Origin of the sequence: Aneurinibacillus sp. XH2, assembly GCF_001439585.2 — a bacterium.
Lineage (GTDB): Bacteria > Bacillota > Bacilli > Aneurinibacillales > Aneurinibacillaceae > Aneurinibacillus > Aneurinibacillus thermoaerophilus.
This window is the reverse complement of record NZ_CP014140.1, coordinates 2,394,171-2,410,707: the sequence shown is the minus strand read 5'-3', so window position 1 is coordinate 2,410,707 and position 16,537 is coordinate 2,394,171. Positions and strand designations below refer to the sequence as shown.

Here is a 16,537-nt window from a genome sequence, read left to right as displayed (position 1 = left end):
GGAGGCGTCATTGTTTTTAGATCTTTATCCAAACTTCAAGAAAGGAAGAATCTTGAAGAAAGAGATGTTGGAGAGTCTAAGGGATTATCCCAGGAACTTCATCGACATTCGGTTTAAAGATTATTCGGATGGGGTTGTTGTAGGGGCTGAGATCCTCATTGAGGAAGACTGCCTTACCATCACAAGCGGAATCGTGAAGCACGGAGGCAGAATGTATATGCTTGAAAATGATTGCCAAATCCCTTACCGTGCTACAGGGGAAGAGATCTTAATTAAAATACAGTTTAAAAAAGAAGATGTACACGCAGATTTCATTTCTTATGGTACAGAAATATTTCTGGATGAAGATGTGCGGATAAAACAGGATGAACTGGAACTGGGACGGTTTAAATTAAAGCCAGGAGCCAGATTACGATCAGAATACCAGAGTTTTGCCGACTTTGCTACAGAATACAATACTGTGAATATCATCCATGTGAAATATTCCGGTTTTAGAAAAAGTACCCTTAACCCCGCTATCCTAAGGTACTTTGCAACCGAAATATTAAAAAGTGGCAGTGTAAACCCAAACCCTTATGACATCGCATTTTCTATGCAGTGCATGAACCAGGGCATTGTGGACAGGGAACTCATTCTTCACTATATAGCAAACAGGTTGGGAAAAGGATACAAGGAATACTCGAATGGACAGATACATAAATATTTGGGAAGCATTTTGGAAGAGGTCAAAGGTGGGAGCAAAGCGAAGCCAGGGCTTAGACCTGGCGGACCTCAGAGAGTGATTGTGGATTAAGTATAGCAAGGAATGGTGAGTCTGATGGAATATATGGATGAAAAAATTATTGAATTGATGAATGAAAAGCAGGAGGAACTCGCTCGAATTTTCAAGGAAAATAATGGTTATGAAGGAACTGTACGGCAGGATGTGCAAACAGACTTTATTGAAATAAACGATGAAATCATCCCATTTGAGGAAAAAAGTGTACTGGAGGATAAGGTCAAGCTACGTTTGCCTGAGACGTTTATCGTCATGCCTCCTGAAATTGCGTCTTTGAAATACCCTTCTGAAAGAAGGCCGAATCTGATCTACACAAATGAAAGTGCCTCCATTAACATTGCCTTCAACCATACACAAAGCCCGCTACATGATACAAATATGGAGGCGTTCAAAAAAAGCATGGTGCAAGTCATCAAAAAGACGCAGCCACTGGCCCGATGGTTTGAAGAAGGTGTAAGAAATGTGAACGGAAGAAACATTGGGTTCTGTGATTTTCTAGCTCCGGCATTGGACGTAAACATTTATAACTTACTATTTTTTGCTGAGCTGGAGGGAAGAGCCCTCCTGTGTACATTCAATTGCACGGAAGAAGAGATGAAGGATTGGAAACCTGTAGCAATGGGAATTATGGACTCGGTGAAAATAGTCCGATGAGAAAGGGGAAACTGATATATGAGTCTATCTGTTATTACATATAACAATTTGCAGGTATCTCCATATAAGCTCGTCAACCTGCTGGAGTTAAAAATCACGAAGAAAATCAATGATCATGCTAGATTGTACTTTACGGGAATTGTACCGGAGGAGCTAAAGGATAGTTATGTCGAGATGACTGATACTCACACACAGATCCAGATCAATCAGATAGATGAACAGTCCAACAGTACCCCTCTCTTTACTGGAATGGTATTAAGTATTGAAGTGAAAGCAGTTAGAGATATTTACTATATAGAGGTGGAAGCTGTATCCCATACGTATCGTTTAGATGTTAAACGGAAAAGCCGCTCTTTTCAAAACAAGGACATGCCTTATTCCGCTTTGCTACAAAAAGTAGCTTCTGACTATCCAGGTGTGGATGTTATGGATGTAGCTTCAAAAGCCGCTCGTATCGAAAAGTTCACCATGCAGTATCAGGAGACAGATTGGCAGTTTTTAAAAAGAATGGCCTCCCGTTTTAACACGGGGCTGGTACCGGCATCTACTTTCGACAGGCCCAAGTTTTACTTCGGGGTGCCAGAAGGCGGCTCAAAAGGAAAGCTGGAGGACTTTCACTACAGTGTAAGAAAAAAAATATCAGATTTCCGGAATGCTTCAGAGAACTACATCCAGAGTGTTGATGAAAACGACTTCATCTACTATGAAGCAGAGACAGATCAAGTGCTTGACATTGGCAGCAGGGTAGATTTCAAAGGAAAAAGTCTATTCGTTTGCGAAGCATATACACAGATGAAAAACGGCCTGTTAAAGCATCAGTACATCTTATGTTCAAAAAAAGGGATGAGTCAGAACACCTTCTATCATTCAGGAATTACAGGACTGTCTCTTCAGGGAAAGGTAATCGACGTAGAAAAAGACAATGTCAAGGTTCATCTTGACATTGATCCGGAACAAAGCGTAGCCGAAGCATACTGGTTCCCTTATTCATCGGTATATACAGCAGAAGGAAACACCGGCTGGTATTGTATGCCGGAAATAAATGACTATGTCCGCATTTATTTTCCAAGCAAGAAAGAAGAAGAAGGGATTGCGATCAGTTCGGTACGGAAAGATTCGGAGATCAGAGAAAAGAATAAGCTTGAAAATCCTGGCATTAAATATTTCAGAACGGCGGCCGGTAAAGAAATAATGCTTAGCCCGGAAGAGATTGTCATTACCGGAAAAGATGGAGAAATCTTCATCAAATTAAGTGAAAAAGACGGAATTCAAATCTTCAGCAAAAAAAATATCAAAATTGTCTCGCAGGAAGATATCTCGATGAGCGCGGGAAAGAAAATTGTCATGTCTGCTAAAGAAGAGATCAATATAACTTGTAAGGAAAGCAACATCAAGATGGATGGCAACACAAGCATCACAGGTAAGGAAGTAAAAACAAACTAAGCGCTATAGAATGAGGAGGGAGAAAGAGAATGGTTAAAGAGGAAGTAGTGCAGCAGTTCATAGAAAACGATGTAGAAAGCAAAAGTCTTGAAAGCCTGTTCGCTTTGGAAGAATACTTTCAAATGCATAAAGATGCACTCGCTCAGGGGTTTATCCAATCTTTTAAGCAACTATGCCTAAAAATAAAAGAAATGCAAGCACAAGGAGAAAAGAATAACATCGGATATATTACGTATTCCATGTTGCGTACGGAAATTTTGGAAGGAAGACATATTTATTTACTAGAGGCTTTTGATAATACCTGGTTTTTTGATCGAAAGGAATGCCAGATCGAATATGATGCTAGCTGGGCGTTTCAATTTCTAGATCGATTAGAAAGTGAACTGGAAAAAAGAAGTAAAACATACATGGGAGCCATCACAAAACCGGATATTGAGAAGATAAAGCTGAGAGAGGCTAAAAAATACAATCTGTATGTTGTCAGTCTTGCCAAGTATGCGATGTCACAGGCAACCGCATTGCCCGAATATTCGGATATCGAGAGAGAAGAGGAATTGGAAGTGCGGGTCGGAGAATACCTGGATATTAGCGAAATTGTCTATAAAGAGGATACAAGAGTAAAAGATTCCATAGAGATGAAAGAATGGCTAGAAGAAAAGCTAGAGTATGAGTACGCGTATGAAGTATTCTCCAACCTTGATTTGTCCCACGGGGATTATGAAGGCATTGACTTACGATATGCAGATGTAAAGCACAGTAACGTATCAAAAAGTAATTTGCGTGGGTGTATATTGCTTGGTACAAAATTTACTCATTGTAATTTGCAAGGAACGGATTTTAGCCACAGCCTAATTAGTGAAGCCGACTTTAGCCAAAGTAATCTAAAAGGTGCCATATTTCGTGATGTTGAAGGGTTAAGTGGTTTAATTGATTCAACCTATTGGGAAATGCCAGGACTTACTGCGGTGAACTTTGAAGGAGCAGACCTTGAGGGAGCTGACTTTGAAAATGCAAATCTCAAAGGCGCTGTGTTTGTAGGAGCCAACCTTACCGCTACTAACTTCAAAGGGGCTAATCTTGAAAATGCGGTATTCTCTGTGGAAGATATTGAAAAAGTAAGACTCGATAACAGTCAAAGGGAAAGCATTATTTTGAAATTCTAACTTCCAGGGAAGGGGACAAAGGATGAACTATTTTATCATTTCGCAGGATGAAAGGATACAGGATGCTGTCCAGCCGATGGGTATATCCCAGGTGATTACAAAAGAGATGTTGACAAAAAAGAAAGTCCGTGACATGGACAAGTTGAATCTTCAGTTTCAAATTAGGGAACAAGATACAACAGAATATGTAGACTTTATTGAAAAGCCTATTCCGTTGCTATCTGATAGAGGCAAGCAAATCATAGAAAAGTATGTGCCGAAGCTGTATTTTAAATCTGTTATGCTAAAGGACATGAAACGGTTGAGACAGGAGCTATACTGGCTGATTGTGCCGCCTCGTATAGATTGTCTGTCCGAGCAAACTGAATTTCATAAAGACGGTACGTTAAAAAGGCTAGTGATTGATGAAAGCAAAGCAGCGCCTTATAAAATTTTCAAAATAAAAGGGATTATGGAAGAGTACATTCTTATTAGTCTGGATGTGGCAGAAAGCTTATTGCGGAGAGATTTTACGGGGATTCGGCTCAAAAAAGTAGAAAAGGAAATCGTTGAAGAGAGGGGATAACCTATGGACGTCAAAATTTTTGATAGTAACGGGGAAGGGCAAAGCTATGTAGTGGCAGGGGCGGTGTTATCCTGCAGTTATGGAAGTACGAAGAGCAAACTGCAAGCTCCTTTCAGTCATGGCGTATACAGCAGGGGCAAGGCACAGTTGAACATTATGGATTATAAGCCAAACATTAACATCATGCCTTTCGGCTTGTGCAGCAGTATGGCCAACCCGGCAGTAGCGGCGGCCACAGCGGCCAATAAAGGTGTGCTTACAAGAATACTTTGCACGCCAGTTGTGACGATGCCATGGATAAACGGGAAACAGAATGTCCTGATCGGGAAATATCCCGCACTTCTCAACAAATGCACGAACCAGTGTATGTATGCTGGGATCATCAGTATTGTAGATGATGGACAGGAGTAAGAAATGGAAGGTAGATGTAGCGGGGACTGAAGAAGGAACATGTCACTTTATTATGGACTTCACAGGAAAAGTAAAGGAGGGGTGAGGTGGAAATGAGGGCAGGGTATGGAAATGTTGAGCTTATATCTCCTTATGAGGTGCAACGTCTAAATGAAATTAAAATTGTGAAAACAGTAAATGACCATGCGAAACTCTATGTCACAGGGATAATCCCGGAAGAACAACAAGACTTCTATATTGAAATGGCAAACAGTACGGATACGGTGAAAGTTAACCAGGTGGAAAATGGTCGCATCGTACGGCCACTTTTTAGCGGACAGGTGTCCCATATCGAGATCAAGGCTGTTAGAGGTATCTATTACATAGAACTGGAAGCCAGATCCCATACGTGCAGGATGGATGTGAAGCGGAAAAGCCGCTCCTTTCAAAATAAAGACATGCTATACACTGACTTGATCGAGACAATCCTCGCCAATTATTCTGGTTCTGACTATATTGATACTGTTTCGGAGACTTCCAAACTTAGGAAATGCATCATACAATATGAAGAGACAGACTGGCAGTTTCTGAAACGAATGGCCTCCCATTTTGGTGCGGTTCTTCTTCCAGAAGCGACGGCAGATGCACCAAAGTTTTGGTTCGGCATGCCGGAAGGAAGACCGGGAGAGCTATGGGAGCATCAATACAGCGTGAAGAAAACCCTTCCCATCTATATGAAAACAACAGAGAACGATTATGCAGCAGGGTTGAGCGGGAACGATTTTTTGTACTATCGAATAGAAAGCGAAGCCTATTTCAATCTTGGAGACAGAATAACCTACAAAGGGAAGGAGCGAGTGGTTGCTGAGTCTACGGCTGTGATGAAAAACGGCACCATGACCTACGAATACATATTAGCATCGGAAAAAGGCATCCGGCAAAACCTGATTTTTAACGATCAGATTACAGGGGCATCCCTGGAAGGCAAAATCCTCGATGTAGCCAAAGACACCGTCAAAATTCACCTCGATATCGATAAAACCCAGGACAAAAACGAAGCCTGCTGGTTTCCGTATTCCACACCCTACACCGCTGAAAGCAACAGTGGCTGGTACTGCATGCCGGAGCTAGGAGATACTGTGAAGCTGTACATCCCGGGCAACCGGGAAGAAGAAGCGGTAGCCATTTGCTCCATTCGCAGAGGACAAGACCGTTCTCCCAAGGTAGAAGACCCCACTATCAAATACTGGGGAACGCCGCATGGCAAAGAGATGATGCTGGGGGGACAGGAACTTATTTTTACCGCCAAGGAAGAGGGAATCTTCCTCAAGCTGCATGAAGAAGATGGCATCGAAATCCACAGCGAAAAACCGATCGTCTTTACCTCGGAAAAAGACCTGAAAATCGATGCAGGTAATGAGCTAAGTGTCCAGGCACAGGAAGCTGTCTACATGGTATGCGGTGCAAGCAGTATGATGCTGGATGGCATCACCGATATTCAGGGTTTGCGAGTGGAAATGGAAGGTACGGTGAAAGGGCCAGTTGTTGTAGACGATTTGATAGAAGAAGAGGAAGCTCCACAGAAAGAATGGGAGGGAGACAGGACGGAACTCGCCCAGCACGTAGCAGGATTGATCCCGGGATCAGGAGATGCGGACGGGAATCTTCAGGAAGGCGGGAAAGACATCGCTCGCACTGTTGCGGCATGTGTCCCTTTTGTTGGTGAGGTGGCCGCACGAGCGAAAATGGCGCTAAAAGCAGTCAAAGCTAAGAAAGCTGGGCGGAAGACATGAGCTGGTGGGGGACATTAAAAAAGAAGGCAGGACTGCAAATAAGGAAGTTTTCACAGTCGGTGTCAAGAGCGACAGCCGCTGTGCAGCGAACAGTGTCACGAGGAGTAACAGCGATAAAAAAAACGGCATCAAAAACAGGAACAGCCATAAAGAGAACGGTATCCAAGCTCACAACGACCATTAAACAGAATGGGGTAAAGGTACAAAAGTTTATAACATCGGCTGTGAAAGCAACAAAAATGGCTATAAAGAAGGGAATAAAAGTAGCCAAAACAGCAGTAAAGAAGATTGTAAAAGCGGGGAAAAAGATAGGGAAAGCAGCAAAAGCATTCGCAAAGAAGGCAGTATTACAAACACAAAAATTTTTGAATTCGATGGCAAGGGCAACGAAAGCATTTACAAAGAAGACAAAAGGGACATTGGAAGCAGCGAAACAAAAAGCGACTGCATTCGTAAAGCGTGAAGGGGGAAAGGTTGTTACCCAGGCAAGGAAGATAAAGAATAACCTCAGCCAGAATGAAAGGGTTAAGCGATTAAAAAATGACATGCGAAAGGCCCTTGTACTATCTAAAAGTTTTGGAAAGGGAGTTTGGGATGGTGGAAAAGAAGCGTTCACAGATACAGTGGAGTTAGCAAAACAACTTTGGTATAATCCAGAGCAAACGGTACAAAATATTGGTCAATCCCTGAGGGGAGAGTATAGCAAGGCAAAAAAATTTGCTGGACAAATGGTGAGTGACCCGTTCGGAACAACGAACAAAGTTATCCTTGGCATAGAGAAAGAATATGATGAATTTCAGAAATTGAGCCCTGAGCAGCGAGCTTATGTGATTGGGAAATTTGGGGGGAATAAGGTTGTAAACTTAGTAGGCGACAAAGGTTTATCGGTTGTTACTAAGCAAATGGCAAAGGCAGCAATGAGATTACCCCCCCATGTGATAAATGTTATAAATAATGAAAGAGGCTCAATATCAATTGGAGGAAGCAACAGGAATAAAACTACTCAGGGGACGGAAAAAGCTACACCTTCGAAACCTCCTACCAAGGTGAACTATGGTGACCATTATACAAGAGATGAAAAAAGAAGAAAGGTATTAAAACCGAACGTCGAATATACAACTCCATCGGGACACACCTACAAAACCGATGATAAGGGGCGTATAGTAAGTTGTGAAGGAAAACTTAATTTAGAACAAGGAAAAAGAAATACCCATGCTCAGAAGGTGGTGGGTAGAGAAGATAGACTACCAGACGATGAAGGCGGACATTTAATAGCAACTATATTTAAAGGTTCGGGTGGTCTTGACAACCTAGTTCCTATGAATGGTAATCTGAACAAAGGTGAATGGAAGAAACTTGAGAACATGTGGGCAAAGGCTTTAGAACAAAAAAAATCAGTAGAGGTAAAAATTAAGCCTAAGTATTTAGATGGCTCTCAACGTCCTGATAGCTTTGAAATAAAATATAAGATTGGAAAAGGCAGATGGGTAAAAGTCGATTTTGAAAATGTTTCGGGAGGGAAATCAGGTGGATGAAGCTAAACTAGGCAGTATATATCAAGCAATTGCACAGAATATTATTGAAACAATACCGGAGGATTGGGATAAAGTTTATTTGTATGCCGAATTAACTGAGGGAGTGCGTAAATCTTATTTCTTTTATTACCCAGTTGAGAGTGATGAACCTGTATATAGTCATGATATTCCTGAGTTGTTTGATATTAATGAAAACGAGTATGATCAATTGTGGTATCAATTATTAGATTTATTAAAAGAACTATGGGATGAATTTAAAGTTAATTCAAATCAACCTTGGTCAAATCTTACTTTGATACTTGATAATGAAGGTAATTTTAAAATTGATTACAGTTATAATGATCTTTCTAAGGCTGATCCTCATGAGCAGCAAATAATTTGGGAACATAAGTATCTAGGACTCATTCCAGAGGATGACGATGATAGGGAATTTTTAGAAGAATATCTAAAAAGTATTGAAGATAAAACTGAATGATTAGAACTATTATCTACCCCAAACGAGTATTCAAAGCTCGTCTGGGGTATTTTTTCGCCTAAAACCTTCATACACAAACCCCATGCAAGTTACGGAGGAATAGAATCATGATGCGAGGACAAACAACCATCTGCGGTGCGTTAACCCGAAAGGGGACAAGTTGCCAAAACATCCCGATGAAAAACGGGAGATGTCGGATGCACGGTGGAAAAAGTACAGGACCAAAAGACCGGAAAAAGTTGTGTAGAAACCAAAACGCCGCAGGCAACAAAGCAAGGGTTACAACCGGGGAGTATGAAACCATAACGTGGGAGACGTTGACAGCGCAAGAACAAAACAAGTTGCGGCAACACTATGGCTTACAACCTTACCAACGGATAAATAACCCATATGTCATGGAAGACGTGCGTATAGCAAGAATGCTACAGCGAAGCAGAGAGGAGACAGAGGATATCCGCTGGATTCAGATTGAAGAAGCCTTGACAAGGACACAAGGGAAAAGGTTTAAACAAATTTGCAGTATGTTACAGCGATAACCTACGAGAATCGGGTATGCTGCCATTCTACAAGGAATCCCACTGAATACACCGGACAGGGGAAGAGAACGGCATGAGCGAAAGCGCTCGTAGGCATACATGTTATTCTTGATGCCAAACGGGATATGTGTCATACTTTTGCCCATATCATACGCCTGTGCGTAGCTTGCGGATTGTCCGCATCCTTTGAAACCTTCTACACTTGCGAAAACTTATTATACAAACAAACTTCGAGCACTTGATTACCTTCTGGGTAATGCAGGTGCTTTTTTTGTTGTTGAGCCGGGAGAATGGGGAGGGGAAAATATAATGATATAGTCCAATAAGTGTTAAGTTTTTTATATATCCTACGAAAAAATTTGGTAAACAAGGGGGAGAACAAGGATGACGCCAACCGTTTCAGTAGACAAACTTGTGCTGGAATACAAAGACGTGCCGCTGTCTGTATTTTATCGGTTTTTTATGCGTGTGCTGTTGCAGAAGTACAAGGTACGCTGGAGAGTATATCGAAAATTATACTGTTATCAATTTCATATACGGATGGGAAAGGGGGAATATCTACATGTGTTTTACAAGAACTTTCGGGAGAAGGAAGGATTTTTACATACGTTGCGCCTGGAGACACGACCGGAATATTACGAACGACTGAGTGAGATATGGGAATGGTTGCGACAGAAAGCAAGCAGAGTAGAATTTGTAAGCTGTGACATTGCGTATGACGTGCCGTTTTCGCTAGAGAATGTAGTGGTGATGAGCCGCGATATACGGCGATCTTTACACTTGTATAAAACGACTCGATACTTCGGAGTGCCGCATCAGCGAAAACAAAATGGTTACTGTCGGGTGTATGATAAGAAGCAGGAGCTTTGGGACAGGCATGGGATACAAATGGAAGGGGAATTGACACGCATTGAGATTGTGTATAAGCCAGCCGAAAATATTGAACTGACACATATACGAGACTGTCCGCCGGAACAGAACAAGCAGTATTATGCGGCAGTGATAACAGACTGGGCAGCGATGAAACCGAAAAAGGCAGAACAAATACGAAACATACAGAACGGAACAAATCTATACACCCGGTATATACGAGAAGGAGTGAAAAAAGAACTTGCCAGCCAGTATGTGTTGGATTTCAACGGGCTGGCAAGGAAAGAGTGGGAGAGAATACTTGAACCTGTGTATACGGCGGTGCTAGGAGTGGCTTAGTGTTTCTCTAGAACAAGCAAGTCACTGATGGATACGTCAAGTGTTTCACAGAGAGAAGCGAGTGTACGTAGATAAATGCGCTGAACCGGTTGATTGCATAACGTACTGACAGTAGAAGGACGCAGACCAGCTTGGTGGGCAAGCTGTTTTCGCGTCTTTTTTTGTTCGGCAAGAATTTCGTTGAGACGAAGACGAACGGTATAGGACATAAGGGGACACCTCCTCTTGTATGAAATAACGGTTGCGTATAGTGTACGGTCTTCTGGTGAAGAAAACGAGCATAAAATTACGGGTTGTGCAGATTTTGGATGAGGTCGTATACTACGCATCAACGGTAAACCGTTACGAAAATTACAATTTTCTTTACGGGAGGGGAAATACATGCGACAGAAAGTCGTGGGATATGTACGGGTAAGTACCATAGGACAGGTAAAAGACGGGTACAGCCTCGCCTATCAGGTGGAAGAAATTGAACGATACTGTGAAGCGAACGGGCTTGACCTTATGCATATGTATGAGGACAGAGGAATAAGCGGCGCAAAAGTAGATGAAGAGGAGTTAACGATTGAACGGGAAGGGTTACAGGACATGTTGTATGACCTGCGATGGCGAGAAGTAGAGGGCATTGTTGTACTGAATACGTCGAGACTATGGCGTTCGGATATGGTGAAAGTAGTAGTGCAACGAGAGTTGCGCCGCTATAACGTAGATGTGAAGGCGATTGAACAGCCGAACTACAGCATTTATACGAAAGACCCGAACGATTTTTTGGTGAACGGAATGCTAGAACTGTTAGACCAGTATCAGAAGATGGAAATTGCGATGAAACTGGGAAAAGGCAGAACGAAGAAAGCGAAGGAAGGAGGGTATGCTGGAGGCAGAGTCCCGTTTGGCTATACGGCAAGAAAAGGACAAAAGAAGATACAAGTTCATGACGAACAGGCAACCATTGTTCGCCGATTGTTTGCGCTTAGAGAAACAAACTCATTATGGTCGCTGTCGCAGTTGGCGGAACAGCTAAACAGCGAAGGCTATCGTACACAACAAGGCAAACGGTTTACAAAAGTGCAGGTGAAAAATATGCTGGATCGCAAGGCGTTTTACCAGGGCTTCTATACATACGGTGGCATCCAAGCAGTTGGACAGCACGAAGCCATTTTATAAAAAGTTTTCTGCGGTATTTAAAAAATAGAACCTTTTTATTATAGATTAGGCAGGTTACGTTGAGCGAGAAATAAACGGATAGGCTGGCGTCCCAATGCGGGTCTTTAGACGAACGCTTGAACTCAGGTTGCCGACGTTTATTGTTGTTTGACACCATTCATAAACAGGGGAGATGGCTTTTTCATGCACTATAAGCAGAAGCATATTTATGTAGGAGTTGACCTGCATAAGAAAACCCATACGGCTGTGGTCATAAACTGCTGGAATGAAAAACTGGGGGAATGTACCTTTGAAAATAAACCTGCCGCTTTCCATGAACTGATGGCATATGTAAAGTCGTTTACGAAAAAAGGCATGACCCCTGTGTATGGGTTGGAAGATGTAGGTGGATATGGTCGCTCGTTAGCGGTGTACTTGTTGGAAAATAACCAAAAGGTGAAAGAAGTAAACTCCGCCTTTTCGTATGCCGAGCGCAAAAGCTACCCGACCACACAAAAAAGTGATAGCTGGGATGCGGAATGTGTAGCGAAAATCCTGTTAAACAAGCTGGACATATTGCCCGATGCAAACCCGCAAGACGTGTACTGGACGATTGGTCAACTGGTGACGAGAAGGAATGGCTTGGTGAAAGCATTGGTAGCGCTCAAAAACCAGTTGCACATGCAGCTGAGTTATCACTACCCCAGCTACCGAAAGTTTTTTAGTGACATTGACGGCAAGTGTGCGCTGGCGTTTTGGCAGAAGTACCCCGCCCCACATTTACTCGAAGGTGTTTCGGTAGAAACATTGGCGGCATTTTTACGGAAGTCTAGCCATAACGCCTGTTCTACAAGGAAAGCAGAGGACATTCTCTCACTTGTACGAGCAGATGGTGACACGACAAGAAGCTATCAGGAACAACGAGACTTTTTAATTCAAAGCCATGTGCGAGATATAAAATTCAAAAAGCAGGAAATCCAGTATGTAGAAAACGAAGTAAGTAGGATGATGGATAGGCTAGACTACAAACTGGAAACGATGCCGGGGATTGATTTGGTAACAGCATCGGCGTTAGTGGCGGAAATTGGCGACATCAACCGCTTTGCCAGTGCAGACAAACTGGCACGTTTTGCAGGAATAGCGCCTGTCAATTTCAGTTCTGGCGGGAAAGGTACGAACCAAAAAAGTAGACAGGGAAACAGGGTACTGCATGGCTTGTTTTACAATCTAGCAGTACAGCAAGTACAAGTATCCAAAGGCAGCAAAAAGCCTCGCAACCCATTATTTTATGAATACTTCAACCGTAAGAAAGAAGAAGGAAAAACGCCAACCCAAGCGTTGGTATGTGTCATGCGCCGTTTAGTCAACATTATTTACGGCATGATGAAAAACAAAACCGCCTTTCGTATGCCCGAACAGGTGGAACAACGGGTAAGCTAATCCAGCCAAAGGTGGCGTTGTTCATAACAAACAATAGCCGCCATTCGTTGTAGATCGCCAGCTTTACAACATAGGGGACGGGTAAAGCTCCTAATAAGACTTTTGTCGATAATCCATTTGATGATGCAGGGAAACTTAAACCGAATGTGAAGTATAAAGCTGGTGAGCACCAATATGATTATGAAACAGATCATCTTGGTAGAATTGAAAAGTTTAGTGCTGATGATTTAAAATTGACTACAAGAGATAAACGATTACCGCATGCTTCAAATACACCAGGTAAACAGCCAGGAGACCATGCAGGTCATCTGGCGGGAGATAGGTTCGGTGGTTCTCCTGAGTTAGACAATCTTGTCTCGCAATCAAGTGAAGTAAACTTGAGTAAATATAAAAAGCTTGAAAATAAATGGGCAAAAGCAATAAAAAACGGAAAAAATGTAAAAGTTGAGGTTAAAATTAAGTATGACGGTGAAAATCCTAGACCTACAGAATTTGAAGTGATTTATGAAATTGATGGAGCTATTGATAAGCTTGTTATAAAAAATTAAGGAGTGATTCTATTGACTAAGAGTTTTGAAGATTACTTTTCAGAGTTACAGGCTGATATGGTATCTGTATGTTTAGAATACGTAGACCATAAAGCAGAGGATATTTATTTATATTGTTCTTATGAACCAGAGACTTATTATTTCAATGTGTTTTATAGGATTAATAAGACATTTGTACTAAAACATAAGGTTAACGACGCCGTTAGATTAGTAAATGGAACACAAGAATATAATTATGATGTTTCAAGAGATAGACAATTAGGGCTCTTAAATATTTGTATTGAGGATTTAAAGAAAATACATGAGGTATGTAATGCTTTCAATCGAGAGATGCCGACTGAAATGAAATTGCATTATAACGTAGAAAAAAATAGTTTAGTGGCAAATTATAAATATGAGTTAGTATATTCAAATGATGATGAATTACTTCCAGATGATCTATTTGAACAATGGTTTGAAGAGATTAGTAAATCACAAGCGTAGTACACTTCAAGTTTGTAAAATATTTTGTTCAAGTGAAATAATGTATTGAGTATTGAAAATGAGAAAAGGATAGGTTAAGTTTCTAATTTTTATTCGCCGGGTTTACATTTTAGAGGCAGGATCGTACAATCTTATAAACACTTGATAAACTTTCAAAGGCTTATTCCAACTCGAACAATGAGGAGGAGTAAGCCTTTTTTGCATGTGAAAAAATGAGGAAGAAAAATATGGTGTAACCGTCAAGTACCTTTGAACAAAATTCGCTAATCTATTTTCAACAACACACCAGCCTGATCGATACCATCATAGCGGATTACCCCGGGGTGTTAAAGCCGATGATAAAATCCCCAATATAGCCGGAATAAAATTCCCCAACCTACAATAAGAACCATAGACATCTGAGAGGAGCTATGGTTCATGATTACGAGAGGGGAATTTTTTATGATCAAGGAGTTATACCGGAAAGGAATGTCTATCTCTGACATTGCCCGGCAGTTGGGGATTGATCGAAAAACAGTTCGTAAGTATCTTGGGGAAAACTCCCCGCCTTTGAAAAAGAAACGAACGAGCCGAGGAAGTAAACTAGACCGCTATAAAGACTACTTGCATAAACGCATGATAGAAGATGGTGTGTTTAACAGCGAGAAACTGTATGGAGAAATCCAGAGCCTTGGTTATACAGGGGGAAGAACGATCCTGAAAGACTACATCAAGCCCTTTCGGGATACGCATAGAGCGAAGTATACCGTACGGTATGAAACGTTGCCTGGAGAACAGATGCAGGTAGACTGGAAAGAAATTGGCACCGTGATCCTACATGGCGAACCAGTCAAGCTGACAATGTTCGTTGCCGTATTAGGATACTCCAGAATGAAGTATGCAGAAGTGACAACGTCTCAAGACCAGGAGCACTTGATGCAGTGTCTCATTCATAGTTTCAAGTATTTTGGCGGTGTTCCGCAACATATCTTGTTTGACAACATGAAGACTGTGACAGATGGACGGGAACAAGGTGTGGTGAAGTGGAATGAACGATTTGCGGAGTTTGCCTCTTACTACTCCTTCACTCCGAAGGCTTGTAAGCCCTACAGGGCTCAAACAAAGGGCAAAGTAGAGCGAGCCATTCAGTACATTATAAATTCATTCTATGTAGGGACATCTTACGATTCGGTAGAGGATCTGAACCAACAGCTTCTTCGATGGCTGGATCGCGTTGGAAACCGCAAGAAAAACGATACGACAGGGGTTTCTCCGCAAGAGCGTTGGGCAGAAGAAAAGCTTCAGCCGATTCTCCAGAAAGCGGACTATGACACAAGTTATCGTTCCTATCGCAAGACGCATTTCGACGGGACGTTCTCCTATCGTGGCGTGAAATGGATTGTGGATCCAGAGTACTCACAAAAAGAGATACTGGTCAAAGAGTCCCTAGATGGACAAGTGACAGCCTACTATCAAGGAGTGCGCATCTCGTGCAAACAGCTTCACGAGAACGTGATTTTCCTTCCGCAAAAGCAAAATGAGAAACAGGACATTGGAGTTGGCCGCTCTCAACCCGCTTCTCATTTTGAGGTACATACTCGTTCGCTTTCTGAATATGACGAGCTCACCGGAGGTGAGATGTCATGATGGAGAAAATCGAAGAGTACTGTCAAAGATTAAATTTACCGACCATATGCGATATGTGGTCGGAAGCAGCAGAACAAGCTGCCAAGAATAATGTACCATACTCTGCGTTTTTATTCAGCCTTCTAGAAGCAGAAATTGCGCAGAAGCATCAACGTACAACGGAAACGTTACTCAAGTTGGCGAAACTACCGTTTCGCAAAACGTTGGACGAGTTTGACTTCTCTGTGCAGACTTCTGTAGATGAACGGCGTATTCGAGAATTGATGACCCTTTCATTCTTGAAACACAAAGAGAACCTCATCTTTCTTGGTCCTCCCGGCATTGGGAAAACACATCTTGCCGTTTCCATCGCTCTTGAGGCAATTGGACAAGGGCATAAGGTATATTTCATTACAGCACAGGAGCTAATCTCCCAGTTACGAAAAGCGGACCAAGAAGGAAAGTTGGAGAAAAAGCTTCGCACATTCGTAAAGCCAAGTTTACTCATTGTGGATGAGATGGGTTATATGCATCTAGAGCACGGAAGTGCCCACTATCTTTTTCAAGTCATCTCTCGCCGCTATGAACGTGGTTCTATCATCATGACCTCCAACAAGTCATTTGGTGAATGGGGAGAAGTATTGGGAGATCCAGTTATTGCGACAGCGATGTTGGATCGACTTCTGCATCATTCTCGTATCTTTAACATGAAAGGTGAAAGCTACAGATTACGGGAAAAGAAGGCTGCATCACGAAAACAGAAGGGTTCGTGAGGAG

General features: G+C 42.1%; 18 protein-coding genes. 17 read left to right on the top strand and 1 reads right to left on the bottom strand.

Going from position 1 to position 16,537, the window contains the following annotated elements:
* Positions 1-10: 10 nt before the first annotated feature.
* The 11 genes from ACH33_RS11855 (at position 11) to ACH33_RS11805 (ending at position 10,541) form a co-directional block, all read left to right on the top strand.
* Complete coding sequence (locus tag ACH33_RS11855) at positions 11-793, top strand: hypothetical protein (RefSeq protein WP_057899211.1); 783 nt, start codon at positions 11-13, stop codon at positions 791-793.
* 24 nt (positions 794-817) lie between these two features.
* Complete coding sequence (locus tag ACH33_RS11850) at positions 818-1,432, top strand: hypothetical protein (protein ID WP_057899210.1); 615 nt, start codon at positions 818-820, stop codon at positions 1,430-1,432.
* 18 nt (positions 1,433-1,450) lie between these two features.
* The gene (locus tag ACH33_RS11845; RefSeq protein WP_057899209.1) at positions 1,451-2,875 is read left to right on the top strand and encodes a contractile injection system protein, VgrG/Pvc8 family; all 1,425 of its coding nucleotides are present in this window, start codon (positions 1,451-1,453) and stop codon (positions 2,873-2,875) included.
* Positions 2,876-2,904: 29 nt separating this feature from the next.
* Complete coding sequence (locus ACH33_RS11840; protein ID WP_057899208.1) at positions 2,905-4,038, top strand: pentapeptide repeat-containing protein; 1,134 nt, start codon at positions 2,905-2,907, stop codon at positions 4,036-4,038.
* A 22-nt stretch (positions 4,039-4,060) separates the two neighbouring features.
* On the top strand, positions 4,061-4,603 hold the full coding sequence (locus tag ACH33_RS11835; protein WP_057899207.1) for a hypothetical protein: 543 nt from the start codon (positions 4,061-4,063) through the stop codon (positions 4,601-4,603).
* Positions 4,604-4,606: 3 nt separating this feature from the next.
* Entirely contained in the window at positions 4,607-5,014 is a 408-nt protein-coding gene (locus ACH33_RS11830; protein ID WP_057899206.1) for a DUF4280 domain-containing protein, read from the top strand.
* 92 nt (positions 5,015-5,106) lie between these two features.
* Positions 5,107-6,786, top strand: coding sequence for a contractile injection system protein, VgrG/Pvc8 family (locus tag ACH33_RS11825; RefSeq protein ID WP_236782026.1), 1,680 nt, complete (start codon positions 5,107-5,109; stop codon positions 6,784-6,786).
* Entirely contained in the window at positions 6,783-8,321 is a 1,539-nt protein-coding gene (locus ACH33_RS18780) for a DNA/RNA non-specific endonuclease (RefSeq protein WP_082706035.1), read from the top strand. Before ACH33_RS11825 ends, ACH33_RS18780 begins: the two co-directional genes overlap by 4 nt.
* The gene (locus tag ACH33_RS11815; RefSeq protein ID WP_057899204.1) at positions 8,314-8,796 is read left to right on the top strand and encodes an antitoxin YezG family protein; all 483 of its coding nucleotides are present in this window, start codon (positions 8,314-8,316) and stop codon (positions 8,794-8,796) included. Before ACH33_RS18780 ends, ACH33_RS11815 begins: the two co-directional genes overlap by 8 nt.
* Positions 8,797-8,903: 107 nt before the next feature.
* Entirely contained in the window at positions 8,904-9,332 is a 429-nt protein-coding gene (locus tag ACH33_RS11810) for an HGGxSTG domain-containing protein (RefSeq protein ID WP_057899203.1), read from the top strand.
* A 384-nt stretch (positions 9,333-9,716) separates the two neighbouring features.
* Positions 9,717-10,541 carry a hypothetical protein gene (locus tag ACH33_RS11805; RefSeq protein ID WP_057899202.1) on the top strand — a complete coding sequence of 275 codons (825 nt, stop codon included), beginning with the start codon at positions 9,717-9,719 and terminating at the stop codon, positions 10,539-10,541.
* On the opposite strand, the gene ACH33_RS11800 is transcribed toward ACH33_RS11805, so the two are convergent.
* Positions 10,538-10,750 carry a helix-turn-helix domain-containing protein gene (locus tag ACH33_RS11800; RefSeq protein WP_057899201.1) on the bottom strand — a complete coding sequence of 71 codons (213 nt, stop codon included), beginning with the start codon at positions 10,748-10,750 and terminating at the stop codon, positions 10,538-10,540. The two genes, ACH33_RS11805 and ACH33_RS11800, sit on opposite strands and share 4 nt — an antisense overlap.
* Positions 10,751-10,922: 172 nt before the next feature.
* On the opposite strand from ACH33_RS11800, the gene ACH33_RS11795 reads away from it, so the two are divergent.
* The 6 genes from ACH33_RS11795 to istB all read left to right on the top strand — a co-directional run bounded on the left by ACH33_RS11795 (position 10,923) and on the right by istB (position 16,533).
* Positions 10,923-11,705, top strand: a complete 783-nt coding sequence (locus ACH33_RS11795; RefSeq protein ID WP_057899200.1) for a recombinase family protein — start codon at positions 10,923-10,925, stop codon at positions 11,703-11,705.
* Between the two features lie 183 nt (positions 11,706-11,888).
* Entirely contained in the window at positions 11,889-13,124 is a 1,236-nt protein-coding gene (locus ACH33_RS11790; RefSeq protein ID WP_057899199.1) for an IS110 family RNA-guided transposase, read from the top strand.
* Between the two features lie 146 nt (positions 13,125-13,270).
* Positions 13,271-13,672 carry a DNA/RNA non-specific endonuclease gene (locus ACH33_RS11785; protein WP_091260491.1) on the top strand — a complete coding sequence of 134 codons (402 nt, stop codon included), beginning with the start codon at positions 13,271-13,273 and terminating at the stop codon, positions 13,670-13,672.
* Positions 13,673-13,684: 12 nt separating this feature from the next.
* Complete coding sequence (locus ACH33_RS11780) at positions 13,685-14,155, top strand: hypothetical protein (RefSeq protein ID WP_057899198.1); 471 nt, start codon at positions 13,685-13,687, stop codon at positions 14,153-14,155.
* Positions 14,156-14,572: 417 nt separating this feature from the next.
* Positions 14,573-15,781, top strand: a complete 1,209-nt coding sequence (istA, locus tag ACH33_RS11775; protein WP_057897356.1) for an IS21 family transposase — start codon at positions 14,573-14,575, stop codon at positions 15,779-15,781.
* Complete coding sequence (gene istB, locus ACH33_RS11770) at positions 15,778-16,533, top strand: IS21-like element helper ATPase IstB (RefSeq protein WP_057897355.1); 756 nt, start codon at positions 15,778-15,780, stop codon at positions 16,531-16,533. The genes istA and istB overlap by 4 nt, the downstream gene beginning before the upstream one ends.
* Positions 16,534-16,537 lie beyond the last annotated feature (4 nt).

Bases quoted from the DNA above. Each gene is read 5' to 3' on its own strand.
- ACH33_RS11850 (WP_057899210.1), top strand. From the start codon at position 818: ATGGAATATATGGATGAAAAAATTATTGAATTGATGAATGAAAAGCAG.
- ACH33_RS11845 (WP_057899209.1), top strand. From the start codon at position 1,451: ATGAGTCTATCTGTTATTACATATAACAATTTGCAGGTATCTCCATAT.
- ACH33_RS11840 (WP_057899208.1), top strand. From the start codon at position 2,905: ATGGTTAAAGAGGAAGTAGTGCAGCAGTTCATAGAAAACGATGTAGAA.
- ACH33_RS11835 (WP_057899207.1), top strand. From the start codon at position 4,061: ATGAACTATTTTATCATTTCGCAGGATGAAAGGATACAGGATGCTGTC.
- ACH33_RS11830 (WP_057899206.1), top strand. From the start codon at position 4,607: ATGGACGTCAAAATTTTTGATAGTAACGGGGAAGGGCAAAGCTATGTA.
- ACH33_RS11825 (WP_236782026.1), top strand. From the start codon at position 5,107: ATGAGGGCAGGGTATGGAAATGTTGAGCTTATATCTCCTTATGAGGTG.
- ACH33_RS18780 (WP_082706035.1), top strand. From the start codon at position 6,783: ATGAGCTGGTGGGGGACATTAAAAAAGAAGGCAGGACTGCAAATAAGG.
- ACH33_RS11810 (WP_057899203.1), top strand. From the start codon at position 8,904: ATGATGCGAGGACAAACAACCATCTGCGGTGCGTTAACCCGAAAGGGG.
- ACH33_RS11805 (WP_057899202.1), top strand. From the start codon at position 9,717: ATGACGCCAACCGTTTCAGTAGACAAACTTGTGCTGGAATACAAAGAC.
- ACH33_RS11800 (WP_057899201.1), bottom strand. From the start codon at position 10,750: ATGTCCTATACCGTTCGTCTTCGTCTCAACGAAATTCTTGCCGAACAA.
- ACH33_RS11795 (WP_057899200.1), top strand. From the start codon at position 10,923: ATGCGACAGAAAGTCGTGGGATATGTACGGGTAAGTACCATAGGACAG.
- ACH33_RS11790 (WP_057899199.1), top strand. From the start codon at position 11,889: ATGCACTATAAGCAGAAGCATATTTATGTAGGAGTTGACCTGCATAAG.
- istA (WP_057897356.1), top strand. From the start codon at position 14,573: ATGATTACGAGAGGGGAATTTTTTATGATCAAGGAGTTATACCGGAAA.
- istB (WP_057897355.1), top strand. From the start codon at position 15,778: ATGATGGAGAAAATCGAAGAGTACTGTCAAAGATTAAATTTACCGACC.